Source organism: Flavobacterium plantiphilum (assembly GCF_046000495.1).
GTDB lineage: Bacteria > Bacteroidota > Bacteroidia > Flavobacteriales > Flavobacteriaceae > Flavobacterium > Flavobacterium plantiphilum.
The window spans coordinates 157791-173118 of record NZ_JBELQA010000004.1; the positions used below are offsets into that span (position 1 = coordinate 157791).

15 protein-coding genes are annotated in these 15328 nt (G+C 34.7%); 6 read left to right on the top strand and 9 right to left on the bottom strand.

What is annotated here, in order from left to right; all coding sequences use genetic code 11:
* Positions 1-601: 601 nt before the first annotated feature.
* The 9 genes from ABS764_RS08295 to recF all read right to left on the bottom strand — a co-directional run bounded on the left by ABS764_RS08295 (position 602) and on the right by recF (position 8818).
* On the bottom strand, positions 602-1222 hold the full coding sequence (locus ABS764_RS08295) for a hypothetical protein (protein WP_408081325.1): 621 nt from the start codon (positions 1220-1222) through the stop codon (positions 602-604).
* A 15-nt stretch (positions 1223-1237) separates the two neighbouring features.
* Positions 1238-2203, bottom strand: coding sequence for an AAA family ATPase (locus tag ABS764_RS08300; RefSeq protein WP_408081326.1), 966 nt, complete (start codon positions 2201-2203; stop codon positions 1238-1240).
* Positions 2204-2434: 231 nt separating this feature from the next.
* Positions 2435-2986: an RNA polymerase sigma factor gene (locus ABS764_RS08305; RefSeq protein ID WP_408081327.1), complete on the bottom strand. Its 552-nt coding sequence runs from the start codon at positions 2984-2986 to the stop codon at positions 2435-2437.
* On the bottom strand, positions 2977-4083 hold the full coding sequence (locus ABS764_RS08310) for a glycosyltransferase (RefSeq protein ID WP_408081328.1): 1107 nt from the start codon (positions 4081-4083) through the stop codon (positions 2977-2979). The genes ABS764_RS08305 and ABS764_RS08310 overlap by 10 nt, the downstream gene beginning before the upstream one ends.
* A gap of 105 nt (positions 4084-4188) precedes the next feature.
* A complete protein-coding gene (gene murB / locus ABS764_RS08315; protein WP_408081329.1) occupies positions 4189-5202 on the bottom strand; it encodes a UDP-N-acetylmuramate dehydrogenase in 1014 nt (337 codons plus the stop codon).
* A 143-nt stretch (positions 5203-5345) separates the two neighbouring features.
* Complete coding sequence (locus tag ABS764_RS08320; RefSeq protein ID WP_408081330.1) at positions 5346-6407, bottom strand: glycosyltransferase family 4 protein; 1062 nt, start codon at positions 6405-6407, stop codon at positions 5346-5348.
* A gap of 80 nt (positions 6408-6487) precedes the next feature.
* On the bottom strand, positions 6488-7165 hold the full coding sequence (locus ABS764_RS08325) for a DUF2461 domain-containing protein (RefSeq protein WP_408081331.1): 678 nt from the start codon (positions 7163-7165) through the stop codon (positions 6488-6490).
* 18 nt (positions 7166-7183) lie between these two features.
* Entirely contained in the window at positions 7184-7573 is a 390-nt protein-coding gene (locus ABS764_RS08330; protein WP_408081332.1) for a rhodanese-like domain-containing protein, read from the bottom strand.
* A gap of 165 nt (positions 7574-7738) precedes the next feature.
* Positions 7739-8818, bottom strand: a complete 1080-nt coding sequence (gene recF / locus ABS764_RS08335; RefSeq protein ID WP_408081333.1) for a DNA replication/repair protein RecF — start codon at positions 8816-8818, stop codon at positions 7739-7741.
* Positions 8819-9058: 240 nt separating this feature from the next.
* Here recF and ABS764_RS08340 point away from each other — a divergent pair, with 240 nt between their 5' ends.
* The 6 genes from ABS764_RS08340 (at position 9059) to ABS764_RS08365 (ending at position 15316) form a co-directional block, all read left to right on the top strand.
* Positions 9059-9835: a tetratricopeptide repeat protein gene (locus tag ABS764_RS08340; RefSeq protein WP_408081334.1), complete on the top strand. Its 777-nt coding sequence runs from the start codon at positions 9059-9061 to the stop codon at positions 9833-9835.
* Positions 9836-9934: 99 nt separating this feature from the next.
* Positions 9935-10510 carry a 6,7-dimethyl-8-ribityllumazine synthase gene (gene ribH, locus ABS764_RS08345; RefSeq protein ID WP_408081335.1) on the top strand — a complete coding sequence of 192 codons (576 nt, stop codon included), beginning with the start codon at positions 9935-9937 and terminating at the stop codon, positions 10508-10510.
* A 179-nt stretch (positions 10511-10689) separates the two neighbouring features.
* Positions 10690-12561 (top strand): DNA mismatch repair endonuclease MutL, encoded by a 1872-nt coding sequence (gene mutL / locus ABS764_RS08350; RefSeq protein ID WP_408081336.1) that lies wholly within the window; start codon positions 10690-10692, stop codon positions 12559-12561.
* The gene (locus ABS764_RS08355; RefSeq protein WP_408081337.1) at positions 12558-13310 is read left to right on the top strand and encodes a rhomboid family intramembrane serine protease; all 753 of its coding nucleotides are present in this window, start codon (positions 12558-12560) and stop codon (positions 13308-13310) included. Before mutL ends, ABS764_RS08355 begins: the two co-directional genes overlap by 4 nt.
* 37 nt (positions 13311-13347) lie before the next feature.
* Positions 13348-14217, top strand: coding sequence for a rhomboid family intramembrane serine protease (locus ABS764_RS08360; protein ID WP_408081338.1), 870 nt, complete (start codon positions 13348-13350; stop codon positions 14215-14217).
* A gap of 52 nt (positions 14218-14269) precedes the next feature.
* Positions 14270-15316, top strand: a complete 1047-nt coding sequence (locus tag ABS764_RS08365) for an endonuclease/exonuclease/phosphatase family protein (RefSeq protein WP_408081339.1) — start codon at positions 14270-14272, stop codon at positions 15314-15316.
* The last annotated feature ends 12 nt before the right edge of the window (positions 15317-15328 follow it).

Below are 15328 nucleotides of genomic sequence, written 5' to 3' on the forward strand. Positions count from 1 at the left end.
ATGTAATTTCTGTACGGTTCTTTTAAATAATTTAGAATAATTTTAAATTTAGTTGCCGGAGTCTAAGAATAAATGAGATTGTCACTGTGGCGATTGATTGCAAATTTATACTATCAACCAGCTGCGCCATGCTAATAGCAGGGCTTGGGTGTTGTTTTTAAAAGCATTGCCTATAGTTTAGCCAAGCGTGGCTGTAAATTTGGTTGGCACGCCTTCTATTTTTGAAGGTACTGCCTATGTTTTTGGTAGGCGGGCTATAGTTTTAGTATGGCGTGCTTACTGTTTTGAAGGCATCGCCTATGTTTTATGTAGGCATGCCTTTGGTTTTTATATGCTCATCTATAGTTTTAGTAGGCGTATCTATGATTTTTAAAAGTTAGGGATATTCGTTAATTGGTTTGGTTAGGGAAAATATTTCCGCCTTTAACGCAATCCTGTTCATTGCGAGGAACGAGGAATCTCATCCGGTAACTCCACAAAGTATTTTGTTTGCGTTATTTGCTTATTGTTGCGGGCACAGAATGCAATTCTGCGCTAACGCTGTGTTGATATATCTCCGCGGTCGGGTTTGCGGTTAAAGGCGGTTAGTTGCTGTTGCTTATTAATGAAATATTTCTAATTCTAACTCTTTGAAAGTTTTTGTTTTTTCCGTTATGAGTGGACACATTGTATCTCTTAAGAAACTATTAGTGTTATTGCCTCCGTCTTTAATATCTAAAATTCTCTTTAGAGCTACAACAATATCTCCGCTAGCAGATTTAATATCGTCACTTGGATTTTTACGTTTTACACTTGCGTTGATAGCTGTTTGTTTCGCTAACAAACATTCTTCAAGCTTTTCGTTTTCCCAGTTTGAATCACAAAGCAGTTCAATAATTTCATCATCTAGTAGATAGCTCTCAATATGCCTTCGCTTTAGAGTTTTGATACCCAAAGATGCTAACTCTTTAATTTCTCTTTCACTTTTCCCATCTCGATCAACAACTTTAATAATTTTTGATGATTTTAAAATTGACGAAACAATATTAATAGATTGATTTTCTATATTTTCAATCTCATTACACGAACCAACTGACACAAATCTTGTTAAGGGATATTTGTCTTCAAAAATATTTGAGAAAACTTGCGCATCAAAATTTTTAATTTTTCTTCCTTGAGATGCACCCTCACAAAAGACTAAAGTTTCAGGGGCGATAAGTTTTGAAAAATCAGCTAATGCCAACTCAAAAAATTTGTCCTAGATTGACTTGTTTATTTTAGAGGGTTTAATGATTTGTGAAACATCAAAGTCAAGATTGTCGAAGTTTAAAAACACAACACTTCCTGGGTTTTCTTTTTCAATTTCTTCTGCTTGATTTAGCATGCCAATCGAATGAGTGCTTATCCATAATTGAGATTTTTCCGGAAGAAGCCGAACTAATTCTTTAAGCAATTTTGCTTGCAATCTGGTGTGCATGTGTGCCTCTGGTTCATCGATACAAAAAATTGCCTCAGGAAAATATTTGGTTTTTATAATTAGATCTAGTACTAAATCGAACACCGATTTTTCTCCAGCGGACAAGTTTTTATAGTGAAAATCTTTCGCATTGCCTTTTTCAAAATAAAAACTACCATCTGATAAAGGGTCGCCGATAGAGCTAAGATTCAAATCCTCAAAAATGCGCTGTAATGAACTTCTAATATTACCAATCATTTCATCTCGGAATTGTTGAACGGATTTGGAGTCATTCTTATAATTAAAAACTCCCTCAAGCGTTTGAGAAATTAATCGATGATAATTTTCTGACACGGTAACGTCGTTAATATTTAATTTAGCGAGTTTTGGATTTTCGGTTGGGTTGTTTTGATTTTTAAGTTCGCTAATTTTAAAATCAGGTTCATTCCTATATGCTGTCCTAAAGTAAAACTTTCCTTTAATTTCGTCCTTAGTAATCTCTTCAATATCGTGAAATTCAATTTGCACTTTGTTATCATACCAGTAATTTCCTTCAGAAATCGCTCCTTTCTTTTCCAGATAGTCTTTGTCGCCAGTTTGTGTAAATCCTTTATAGCGATACCAATGGTTAAAAGCCTCTAATAACGACGATTTTCCAGATCCATTAGGGCCCACAAGCAGAACTAACCTCGTCTGCTCTGGAATATCTTTGATTTCAAGATGAGTAAATCTCTTAAAATTATGGATGATTATGTTGTTTATTTTCATATCATGATTATGTAATAGCAACTAACTAGTTTATACAGGTATAAAACTGACCTGTTTTGTTCTAAAATAGTATGTTATACGCATGTTTTTGTTTGAATTGATGCGTATATTTTTTTATAGCGCAATACAAAAATAAAAATATTTCTTACATGCTAAAAGAAGTAACAATGTTTTTTACAACTATACTAAAAGAAAACCTTAATATAACTTAATCCCTTAATGGTAAAAAAACTATCGCTTAGTATGAATAATCTCAGCCAAAAGTTTCTTGGCTCTTAGTAGTTTTACTTTGACGTTGTTGAGGGGTTCGTCAATTTTATTGGCTATTTCCTGATAACTCATTTCCTGAAAATAACGCAGCTGGATGACTTCCTGATAATGCGGTTTCAGTTCTTTGATGTATTGCAGTAATTGCGACAGGTTTTGCTCGGTAATTAATTCGTCTTCTTTTGATGGGGTAGTATCGGCAATATTGTACGCCTTCTGGTCTTCCTGCTCAGTGATTTCTACAAAAAGACTGGATTTTCTTTTGCGAAGCATATCAATATACACATTCTTAGCAATGGTAATGAGCCAGGTATTGAACTGAAATTCGGGGTTATAAGTTGCTATTTTGTCAAATGCTTTTGAAAACGTTTCAATGGTAATGTCTTCAGCGTTAGTTTCGTTTTCGGTGCGTTTGAGCATGAATCCGTAAACTTCACTCCAATAATGATTCAACAGAAAAGTAAAGGCCGTCTGGTCTCCTTGTTTTGCTTTTTCTATTTGATTGCTTATTTCCAATTGACCGGTTTTGAAAAAATATTAGTAAAAAACACATTCAGTTGTGTGAAAACAAGTGCTATTTCGACTATTGGAAACCAAAATTTAAGGTCTTTTTCTTTTAATTTTCCAGCCGAAAAACCGATAGTAATCCACGCACATAAATACCTTAGTCCAACCAGACTTAACACTAAAATCCATTGAAACTGAAACGCCAGTAAAATGGCTGCCAGGATAATAAATAACAGCTGCGAACTGAAAAATAAGCCCAATTGGAACTGATCGATTGTTTTATAATGTTTTGCCGTAGCTACATGTCTTCTTTTTTGGGTAAACCAGTTTTTGTAAGTGGTTTTTGGTGCTGAATAGGTGAAACTCTCCGGGGCGTAGGCTATAGTAGTGTTTTTCCCGTTAGCCGCTTCGTTGATAAACAAATCGTCATCGCCTGAACGCACCTGAATGTGATTGATAAAACCGTTTACATTAAAGAATTCTTCTTTTTTATAGGCTAAATTCCGCCCTACACCCATATAAGGATGTCCGGCTTTAGCCCAGGAAAAATATTGAACCGCAGTAAGCACTGTTTCAAAACGAATGATTTTATTCAGGAAGGAATTGGCAATTTTTTCATAGCCTCCATAGCCTAAAACAATTGTTTTGTGTAATGTAAATTGTGAACTCATAGCGGTAATCCAATCTTTAGATGTTGGAAAACAATCGGCGTCAGTGAAAAGCAAATATTCCTTTTTGGCAGCTTTGATACCTAAAGTCAGTGCATATTTTTTATTTCCCCAAAACGCTTCGTTGTTTTGTACCTTAACGAGACGAATGTTAGAATATTGTTGTTCGAATGCTTCAAAAAGTTCTAATGTATTATCGCTCGATGCATCATCGATGAGAACGATCTCAAAATCAGGGTAATTTTGCTCAGCTAGCAGCGGAACATATTTAGCCACATTTTCTTCTTCATTTTTAGCACAAACGATAACCGAAACAGCTATTTTTTTGGGTGTTATTTTTTGTGCTTTGGCGAAAGCAAATTTCCCGAAAACACCTAAATAATACGCAATTTGAATAGCAACAATAGCAATAAAAAAGTAAAGAATCAGTATAAGCATTGGAGTTTAATGAGTTTTTAACGACTGCAAAGGTAAGAATACAATTAGGAATTGTAAATGATAAAATATGAATTTTAAAAGAAAATTTTCAACGGGGTTTTTCGGCTAAATCACGTTCACTTCGGCTTCAATTTTAATGCCAAAAGTCTCCAAAACAGTCTTTTGTATGTCTTTGGAAACAGCCAGGATTTCCTGTCCTGTAGCATTGCCGTAGTTGACTAAAACCAAAGCCTGATTTTTATGTATTCCGGCATCGCCAAAACGTTTGCCTTTAAAACCGACCTGTTCAATCAGCCAGCCCGCAGGAACTTTTACTTCGGTTGCCGAAACTTCATAGAATTTCATCTCCGGAAATTTTTTATGAATGGCTTCAAAATCACTTTTTAAAACTATAGGATTTTTGAAAAAACTACCGCTGTTACCCAGTTCTTTCGGATCCGGTAATTTGCTTTTTCTAATAGCAATTACAGCATTGCTTACGTCTTTTAATCCCGGATTAGTAACGTTTGTACGCTCTAATTCGGCTAAAATATCGCCGTATGAAGTATTGATTTTATGGTTGCGTTTAGTCAGTTTAAAAACCACCGAAGTAATAATATACTGGTCTTTTACGTCATGTTTAAAGATGCTTTCTCGGTATCCAAAATGACATTCAGCATTGCTGAAAGTTTTTATTTCTTGGGTTTCAATATTCATAGCTTCACAGGAAACAAAGGTATCTTTGATTTCTGCTCCGTAAGCACCAATGTTCTGAACAGGTGTAGTGCCTACATTTCCCGGAATGAGCGACATGTTTTCCAGTCCGCCATAATTTTGGTCAATACACCAAAGCACAAATTCATGCCAGTTTTCACCTGCTTGTCCTTCAACCCATACAGAATCATCGTCTTCCTTAATGATTTTTTTGCCCTTCAAATCAATATGAATTACCAATGCATCAATATCCTGTGTCAGCAACATATTACTGCCGCCGCCCAAAATGAATTTTTTCTCTGATTGGTGTTGTTCTAAAACCGTTTTCAATTCTGCTACGCAGTGAACAGCAACAAATTGTCTGGCTTTGGCTTCAATGCCAAAAGTATTGTAGTTTTTTAAAGAAAAATGATGTTGAATTTCCATAAAAGAAAGCGCTTTTTAGTCGTGATTTGAAGGTTCAAAAGTAAGGATTATAATTTTTGGTTTTACTGCAAAGACACAAAGTTTGCGCAAAGTTCGCTAAGCTTTGTATTCTTTGTGAAATCCTAGCCAACTTTGTGGTTAAATTATTTTTTAGAATCTATTAATTCATGGTATTTGTCCGCAATAATTTTCATATTGGTTTTGTAATTCACCTGTTTTTCAATGAATTTGCGATTGTTTGAAACAGCATTCTCTAAAATGGTTTTATTCTCAAATGCCCAGAGGATTTCATTAGCCAGCATTTCAAAATCGTCCACAGTAATCAATTGTCCGTTTTCTCTATGGCGAATCCAATTTTGATTTCCCGGAATATCAGAAACTATAGGGTAACAACCGCAAGCCATAGCTTCAAATAAAGAAGCCGAAACACCTTCGGTTATGGGCATGCTGATATAAAAATTCGATTCTTGGAGTAATTTAGGTAATTCCGTATTGGGAATTCTGCCCGTAAAAATAACTTTGTTTTCAATCTGCATTTTTGTTGCTAAATCCTTTAAATGCTCTAACCTAATTCCGTCGCCCACAATAGTTAAAGAAAAATCTATTCCTCTTTGATGCAAAATATCAAATGCTTTCAAGATAACGTCATGGCGGTATTCGGGTAAAAGGGAACGTGTAACAATAGCCTGAATTTTGTTGGAATCAGAATTGTTTTTGTTTTCAAATCTGTTTAAATCAATTCCCTTTGGTAAAACCAAAACTTTGCTCATATCTGCTTTAGAATTTTTCATGTGCTCTGCCATAACTGATCCCCAGGCATGAATAAGTGTGGCTTTTTTGAAAGCGTAATTCTGAATCATTTTTTTAAGCGGAATTGTAATAGCATCTTCAGGCCACAAATCGGTTCTTCCTTGTTGGGCAATGGCAGATGGTTGCATACCTGAAAGCGCTGCCAGAAAACCATAACTGGTAGTTCTTTCGGCAATAATCATATCTGGTTTTTGCTGACGAATTATTTTACGTATTGTAATAGGAGCGAAGACGAATTCCAGTGTTCTCAGGATTCTGTTCAGGAATGAATGGTTAGGCGTTTCTAATTCCCAACTGATAATTTCAAAATCACCAAATTCCCTTAAGCCATTTATCCAAGTAATGGCATCGGCGCGATAGGATTCTCCAAGAAAAAGTATTTTTCTTTTTTTCATTAAAGAAATTTTTTCGCCACGAATTCACGAATTATTTTATATTGATTTCGTGAATTGGTGGCAGAAATTTTAGTATTATTTTAAAATTCCTCTGTTTCGAGTGCACGGTTCAGGAATTCGTTCAATGGTTTTAAAAGGATTAGCTTCTGGCTCATTTTCGAAACAAAATCTTTTTTAGTCACCTCGGAGATATCAAATTTCTGAAGCGTTTCGAAGCTTTTTAGCTTTAGAAAATCAATCGCAGGATGGTCTTTTTCGTAACCTCTTGGCGGATTTTTCAACAGGCTTTTTTCGTTTCGGTTAAAATCACCAAACTCTTTTTTGAAATTAGGTTCGTTCAAAATGGCTCCTAAATCGTCATAGAAAAAAGCAATTTCTTTGCGTATTTTTTTTAGTTGATCCGGATCAGGTGAATAAAACCCTCCTGCAATAAAACTGCCTCCTTTTTCAATATGAACATAATATCCGGAACGATTCTGATCTTTAGCACCCGATGAAAGCCAGACGCCCAAATGGGATTTGTACGGCGATTTATCTTTAGAAAACCGAATATCACGATTGATTCTGAACGTGCAGTTTTTTATTTCCAGCATTTCTAATGACGGATCCATAGGTTTCATGGCATCCAGGAAATCAGAAACTAATTGGTGATAATCTTTTTTGAAAATTTCGTATCTTTTTTTGTTGTCCTGAAACCATTCGCGGTTATTATTGGCTCTTAAATCGTCCAGAAATTGTAGTGATTCTTTTGTAAGCATGAATGTAACTTTTTGTTTTTATTGCGCTGTTTTTGTCTCTGCTTTCCATTTAAGGTAACCGCCATCCAGATTGTAGATTTCCTTAAACCCTAATTCGGCCAGTTTTTCAGAGGCTTTCAGGCTTCGTTTACCACTTCGGCAGTACACATAAACGGGTTTGTCTTTATTTAGTTTTTCCGCATTTTGTGTAAATTGATCTCCAAGCCAATTGATGTTCTGTGCTGTGTCAATATGTCCTTCGGTAAATTCTTCCGGAGTGCGAACATCAATGATTTGTGGTTTTTGGGTCGTCTTTATTTCTTTTGCGAAAGCGGCAACTTCAACCGTTTGAATGTTTTGAGAAGTTTGTGCATGGCAGGAAAATAAAATGAATAAAAGGCTTATTGCGAATAAGGATTTGAATTTCATTTAGTTGAATTTTGATTATATCAAAAATAGTTAAAACGATAGACTTTGATAGATTTATATTAAAATTTTAACCACAGATTTTTTTCTTTTTTAGCTAAAAAAGCTTGGTGTCCCGATAGCTATCGGGATTGCTGAAAACTTAGTTCTCTTTGCGGTAAAAAAAAATTACAAGTTGAATATTTTATACGATTGATGTGTCGATTTCACGATGGCTTCGGTACGCTCGGGATGTGTATCTGAAATAAAAAGCTGACCAAAAGTATCTGAATTCACCATTTCTACAATTTTTGCTACCCGGGTTTCGTCCAGTTTGTCAAAAATATCATCAAACAATAAAATAGGTTTTACACCGCTTTGCCTTTTTAGGAATTCAAACTGAGCCAGTTTTAAAGCGATCAAAAAAGATTTTTGTTGGCCCTGAGATCCGAATTTTTTAATAGGATGATTGTCTATTTCAAACGCCAGATCATCTTTGTGGATTCCCACGCTGGTGTATTGCAATGCACGGTCTTTATTAATGTTTTGCTGTAAAAGGGTTAGTAAATCAGTTTCATACAAATGACTCTCATAAACTAATTGTACCGATTCCTGTGAATCCGTAATGGCATGATGGTGTTTGTTGAAAATAGGAATAAATTCGGCAATGAATTCTTTTCTTTTTTCGAAAATATAGCTGCCAAAATCGTTTAATTGCTCATTATATATAGAAAGGGTATCATTGTCAAAAACATGGTTCAGTGCAAAATATTTTAAAAGTGCATTGCGCTGACTCATTACTTTCTGGTACTGAATGAGTTGTTGTAAATATTGGGAATCCAGTTGGGATATAATACTGTCAATAAATTTTCGGCGGGTTTCACTGCCTTCAATAATTAAATCCCTGTCAGCAGGCGAAATAATAACAAGTGGAATGAACCCGATATGATCGGAGAATTTATCATAGACTTTGCCATTGCGTTTTAATATTTTTTTCTGGCCTTTCTTCAGGCTGCACAGCAGTTGTTCGCTTCTTTCGTTTTTGATAAATTCCGCATCTATAACAAAAAACTCCTCGCCATGTTTAATATTTTGAACAGCCAGCGGATTAAAATAACTTTTTCCATAAGATAAATGGTAGATAGCGTCCAGAATATTGGTTTTGCCGATACCGTTTTTACCCACAAAACAGATTATTTTGCCGTCAAACTCGAAACTGGCTTCTGAAAAGTTTTTATAATTGAATAAAGCTATTTTTTTTAAATACATTTTTGAGGATGCTGCTATTGAGACTGGTCGTTTTTTAGACTTTCAAAAGAGGCTGCAAATTATTGAAAAATATCCATATAAACGACTTTTGGTGTTTTTCTATATTAAAAAGTTAGCCACAGTATTTGTTGAAAAAATCTTTAAAATAAAAATATTTTCGATTTATATATAAAATCTTCGTTTTTATGTGTGGGTTTGAATAAAAATTTTATTTTTGCGGTTCACTAAATTAATTTTTAAATGGCTACATATAATAAAAGAGGATATAAAGCACCAAAAGAGAAAGAAGTTAAAGAAGCAGTAGAAGAACAAGTAGTAATTGATGAAAAAAACAGTACAACTGCTGAGGTTTTTTCTAAATTAGACGAAACTGCATCAAAAACGGAAGACTGGGTTGCTAAAAATCAAAAAATTATTATTGGTATAGTAGGTGCTATTGCTTTGTTTACAGTAGGTTATGTAGCTTATGAAAAATTTGTTGCAGAACCGAAAGAAGAGGAAGCAGCAAGTGAGATGTTTGTGGCACAACAAAATTTTGATCAGGCAGCTAATGGAGTAGCAAGTGACTCATTATATAAATTAGCTTTAAACGGTTCAGAAGGAAAATTTGGATTCCTTAAAATTGCTGATGAATATTCAGGTACTTCAGCAGGAAATTTAGCAAATTATTATGCAGGTATCGCTTATTTAAATACCGGAAAATACACTGAAGCTATTGATTATTTAAGTAAATTCAAATCTGATGATGTGGTTTTGAGTGCGATGGCTAAAGGAGCAATAGGAGATGCGTATTCTGAAAATAAGCAGCCAAAAGAGGCTTTAGAAAATTATTTGAAAGCCGCCGAATCCAGTACAAATGATTTTACCACACCGCGTTTTCTTTTAAAAGCCGGGAAGACAGCTTTAGCAATAGGAAATAAGGAAGATGCTTTGAAATATTTCACAGATATAAAAGAGAAATACGAAAATTCACAGGAAGCTGCTTCAGTGGATGGCCTGATAGGTTTGTCTCAATAACAGAAATCAATAATAAAAATTTGGTGATTATGAGTCGTAAAAAAAGCTTGTAATCACCAATTTTTATTTTTAATTTCAAAGTCTAAAATTAAATTTTATATGGCAACAATTAATAAAAACTTATCAGTTTACGATAAAAGTGCACTTCCCAGTGCGAAAGATTTTCGTTTTGGAGTGGTAGTTTCAGAATGGAATGAGAATATAACAGAAGGTTTGTATAAAGGAGCAGAAGATGCTTTTTTAGATAATGAAGTTCCTGCTCAAAATATTATCCGATGGAATGTCCCGGGTAGTTTTGAGTTAATTTACGGAGCAAAAAAAATGCTGCAAACCCAAAAAGTAGATGCTGTTATTGTGATTGGATGTGTAATTCAGGGGCAGACGAAGCATTTTGATTTTGTTTGCGAAGGTGTTACTCAGGGAATTAAAGATCTTAATGTGCAAACGGATATTCCCGTTATTTTTTGTGTACTGACCGATAATACGATGCAGCAATCTATTGACAGAAGTGGGGGAATTCACGGAAATAAAGGAACAGAGGCAGCTATCGCAGCTATTAAAATGGCTTATATCCGTCAGCAGGCTTCACTGACTCATGACTACGCAGGTCAAAACTTACTGACTTCCGGAGCAATGCAGTTAGACGAAGGAACACCTTTAGAATTAAAAGAATAAAAACTAAATAATTCAGAATGAAACCTATACTATTTGAGACTAAATAGTATAGGTTTTTTGTTTTATTTATGATATAAGAAACCCTAAAAGACGGCAGAAATTTATTAAATTTGCTGGGCTTAGTTATCTTCTGAATACTAATCCCTATAACTGTCGGGACTGAAAAACTAAAAAAAAAAATGTCAAGTATAATCCAATTACTTCCTGATCATGTTGCTAATCAAATTGCTGCCGGAGAAGTGGTTCAAAGACCTGCTTCGGTAGTGAAAGAATTACTTGAAAATGCAGTTGATGCTAATGCAACAGATATTAAGTTGATTATCAAAGATGCCGGAAAGTCGTTAGTTCAGGTGATTGATAATGGAAAAGGAATGAACGTGACCGATGCGCGATTGTGTTTTGAGCGTCATGCCACTTCCAAAATCCGTCATGCCGAAGATTTATTTTCACTGCATACCAAAGGTTTTCGCGGAGAGGCACTGGCTTCTATTGCTGCGATTGCGCATGTGGAAATGAAAACCAAACAGTCACAGGAGGAATTAGGGACTCAGATTGTTATTGAGGGAAGTAAATTTGTCTCACAGGAATCGGCCGTGTTGCCACAGGGGACTTCGTTTGCGGTTAAAAATTTGTTTTTTAATATTCCTGCCCGACGTAATTTCCTGAAATCGGACACGGTAGAATATAGACATATTGTTGATGAATTTCAACGAGTAGCTTTGGCTCATTCAAACATACATTTTACTTTTTACCATAATGGCAGCGAAATGTTCAATCTGCCAATTTCGACATTAAGACAACGAGTGGTGAATGTTTTTTCAGGTAAAACCAATGAGAAATTAGTTCCCGTTCAGGAAGAAACTGAAATTGTAACGATAGAAGGATTTGTAAGCAAGCCTGAATTTGCCAAAAAAAATCGGGGCGAACAATTTTTCTTCGTCAATGACCGATTTATAAAAAGTGGTTATTTGCATCATGCAGTAATGGCGGCTTATGACGGAATTTTGAAAGACGGTGCACAGCCCAGTTATTTCCTGTATTTAACAGTTCCGCCTAATTCTATCGATATCAATATTCATCCTACCAAAACCGAAATTAAGTTTGATGACGAAAGTGCATTGTATGCTATTTTGCGAGCTTCTATTAAACATAGTCTGGGGCAGTTTAACGTGGCACCGGTGTTAGACTTTGACAGAGATGCTAATTTAGACACACCTTATCATTATAAAGATTTAGAAGGAACGGTGCCTACCATTCAGGTAGATAGTACTTTCAATCCATTTTCGGATGATAAAGTCAATAAACATTATGCTGGTGCTGGATCATCGGGTTCAAGTTATAAAAAACCAGCTTCAACAGCCAGTTGGGAAAGTTTGTATGTAGGTTTAGAACAAGAACCTGAGTTTACAACGGAAACTAATGAAATTTCTTTTGAAAGCGAAGAAGTTACGGGTTCGTTATTTAATGATGAAGAAGTAGAGCACGCAGTTCAGAATGTGTATCAGATTCATAAAAAATATATTGTTTCGCCTATAAAATCCGGAATGGTAATTGTGGATCAGCAACGTGCGCATCAGCGTGTTTTGTACGAACAATTCTTAACGAATATGACCGTGCATCAGGCATCGAGTCAGCAATTGTTATTTCCGTTGAATTTGTATTTTTCGTCAGGCGAAATGGAACTGATTAGGGAACTGAAGCTTTCATTGGTTAATACCGGATTTGTTTTTGAAGAAACCAATGACGATCATGTGGTAATTTCCGGAATTCCGGTGAATGTAACCGAAAGTGAGATTTCTATCCTGTTAGAACAATTGTTAAGCGATTTGCAAGATGGAATACCCGAAAATAGTTTCAGTCAGAATGATACGATTGCTAAATCAATGGCAAAGAGTCTGGCAGTAAAAACAGGAACAAGCTTAACGGTCAAAGAGCAGGAAAATTTAGTCAACGGACTTTTTGCCTGTAAAGATCCTAATGTATCACCTTTTCAAAAACCAACTTTCATCACGATGCGTGTGGAAGACTTAGATAAAAAATTTGCAGTATGATGAATATAACACCAATAGTAAAGCAGTTATTAATAATTAATGTACTGTTTTTCATAGGGACACTTTTTGTGGGTGAACCCGCATATCAAATTTTAGCAATGTTTTTTCCTGAAAATCAGGGTTTTCATTTTTGGCAGCCTTTAACCCATATGTTTATGCACGGAGGATTTGCGCATATTGCATTTAATATGTTTGCGTTATATTCTTTCGGTTCTACATTAGAGCATTTTTGGGGAGAAAAGAAATTCTTGTTTTTTTATATCTCCTGCGGATTAGGAGCTGTTCTGGTACAAACCGGAGTGAGTTATTATTACTTTAATGATGCTGTAAGTATATTAGAATCAAATGGTTTTCAAAAAACAGAAATTTTGCAGTTGCTGAACGAAGGGAAAATCAATACCCAATGGCAGTCTATTTTGACAGCATCTGAATATCAAAACTTTATTAGTTCTTTTGCAACGACTATGGTTGGAGCTTCAGGAGCTATTTATGGATTATTGATTGCTTTTGCCTTTATGTTTCCTAATGCTGAGTTGGGGATTATGTTTATCCCTGTTCCTGTTAAAGCTAAATATTTTGTCCCAGTTTATATGCTCTTGTTTGATGGTTTCTTTGGTATATTTGGGAATTCCTTAATGGGAATTGATTCGGGAATTGCTCATTTTGCACACATAGGCGGAGCCTTATTTGGCTTCCTGATTATGTGGTATTGGAAGAAAAACCAGTTTAATGATAATCGCTGGAATTAATTAAAATGGAGCATTCAAGCTAAAAAAGAATTGGAAAATGAATATTTTAGACGACTTAAAATTACAATATAAACTGGGAGGAATCGCTAATAAATTAATTTATTGGAACATTGGCTTTTTTCTTATTTCATACGTATTGCCAAGGCTTTTATTATTAGGGAATGTTCAGGCAGATTTTCTTCAATATGTAAGTTTGTCGGCTAATCCGGAAGATTTACTATGGAAACCGTGGTCGTTGCTGAGTTATTCTTTTTTTCATTTTGATTTTTTTCATATTTTATTCAATTTACTGGTTCTTAATTTTGCCAGCCAGTTGTTTTTAACCTTTTTTACCCAAAAGCAATTTTTAGGATTGTATCTTTTGAGTGCAATTTTTGCAGGAGCTGTTTTTGTGGCAAGTTATTATATTATGAATATTAATGGAGCCATAGTAGGAGCTTCTGCGGCAATAATGGCAGTATTAGTGGCGGCAGCAACATATCAGCCATTGATGCAGGTTCGTTTATTACTGATTGGTAATGTAAAATTATGGCACATTACAGCGGTGTTGCTGATACTGGATTTAATGCAGATACGTTTAGATAATATGGGCGGACATATTTCGCATTTAGCGGGCGCTTTTTTTGGATTTATGTATATAAAAGGACTGCAAAATGGCAATGATATGAGTGTGATTGTGACCAGAATAATTGACTTTTTTGCTAATGCTTTCAAGAAATCACCATCGACACCTTTTAAGAAAGTACATAAGAATTATTCCAAGCCCGTAGAAAAACGGGCTTCCAGAATAGTGACGAAAGATAAAACCCAACAACAAATTGATGAGATTTTAGATAAAATCAGTCAGTCAGGTTATGATAGTTTAACTAAGGAGGAAAAAGATTTTTTATTCAAGTCAGGGAAGTAATTGTTTAGGAATGCTTTGTTTTATAACGTTTTTTAGACATTAAATAAATAAAATGAAAAAACTTTCATGGTTCAATACAGGAATGTTTTACTTAAACATTACGCTTATTATAGTTACTTTTATAGCTTATGTGCTTCCGTTTCTGGCACCTAAAATTTTTCCATGGTTGTCTGTTCTGACATTGTTCATGCCTTTGTTTTTTATTCTCAACAGTCTTTTCTTTTTATATTGGGCTATTCAGTTCAAAAAGAGGATGATTGTTTCGGGCTTGGTTCTTTTAATTGGAATCACTTTTATTAATAAGTTTTATAAATTTACGGCTAAAAAATATCCGGAGAGCGACAAGGATTTCGTGGTAATGAGTTATAATGTGCGTTTGTTTAATTTGTTCAAATGGGACGATAAAGCAGATATTCCCGAAACAATTTTAGAATTCGTAAATGATAAAAACCCTGATATTTTATGTATTCAGGAATATTCTAATTCTGCAGGAATCGATTTAAAAGTGTATCCGCACCGCACTATTTTTATGGAAGGAAACCAGATTAAAACCGGACAGGCTATTTTTTCTAAATTTCCTGTTATCGAACAGGGAAAAATTCTGTTTCCAAATTCTAATAATAATGTTGTTTTTGCTGATATTAAAAAAGGGAAAGACATCATCAGAGTGTATAATATGCATTTACAATCCATCAAAATTTCGCCGGATGTCAATGAGATTTCAGAAAATATCGATGTGATGAATAAAGAGAAATCCCAAATGATGTTTTTCAGAATCAGTAAAGCTTTCAAACAACAACAAGAACAGGCAGAAATTTTAAAAGAAAGTTTAAAAGATTGTCCTTATCCGATTATTATTTGTGGTGATATGAATAACAGTGCGTTTTCTTATGTTTACCGTATTATAAAAGGAGAATCAAAAGATGCCTTTGAAGAAGCCGGTGTAGGTTTTGGACAAACCTATCGTTTTAAATATTATCCTGCCCGTATTGATTATATTTTTGCCGATAAAAAAATGGAGGTTAAAAAGTTTGAAACCTTTCCTGAATTTGATAATTCAGACCATTTCCCGATAATGGCAAAGCTCTCGCTAGATTAAAAACTATTTCAT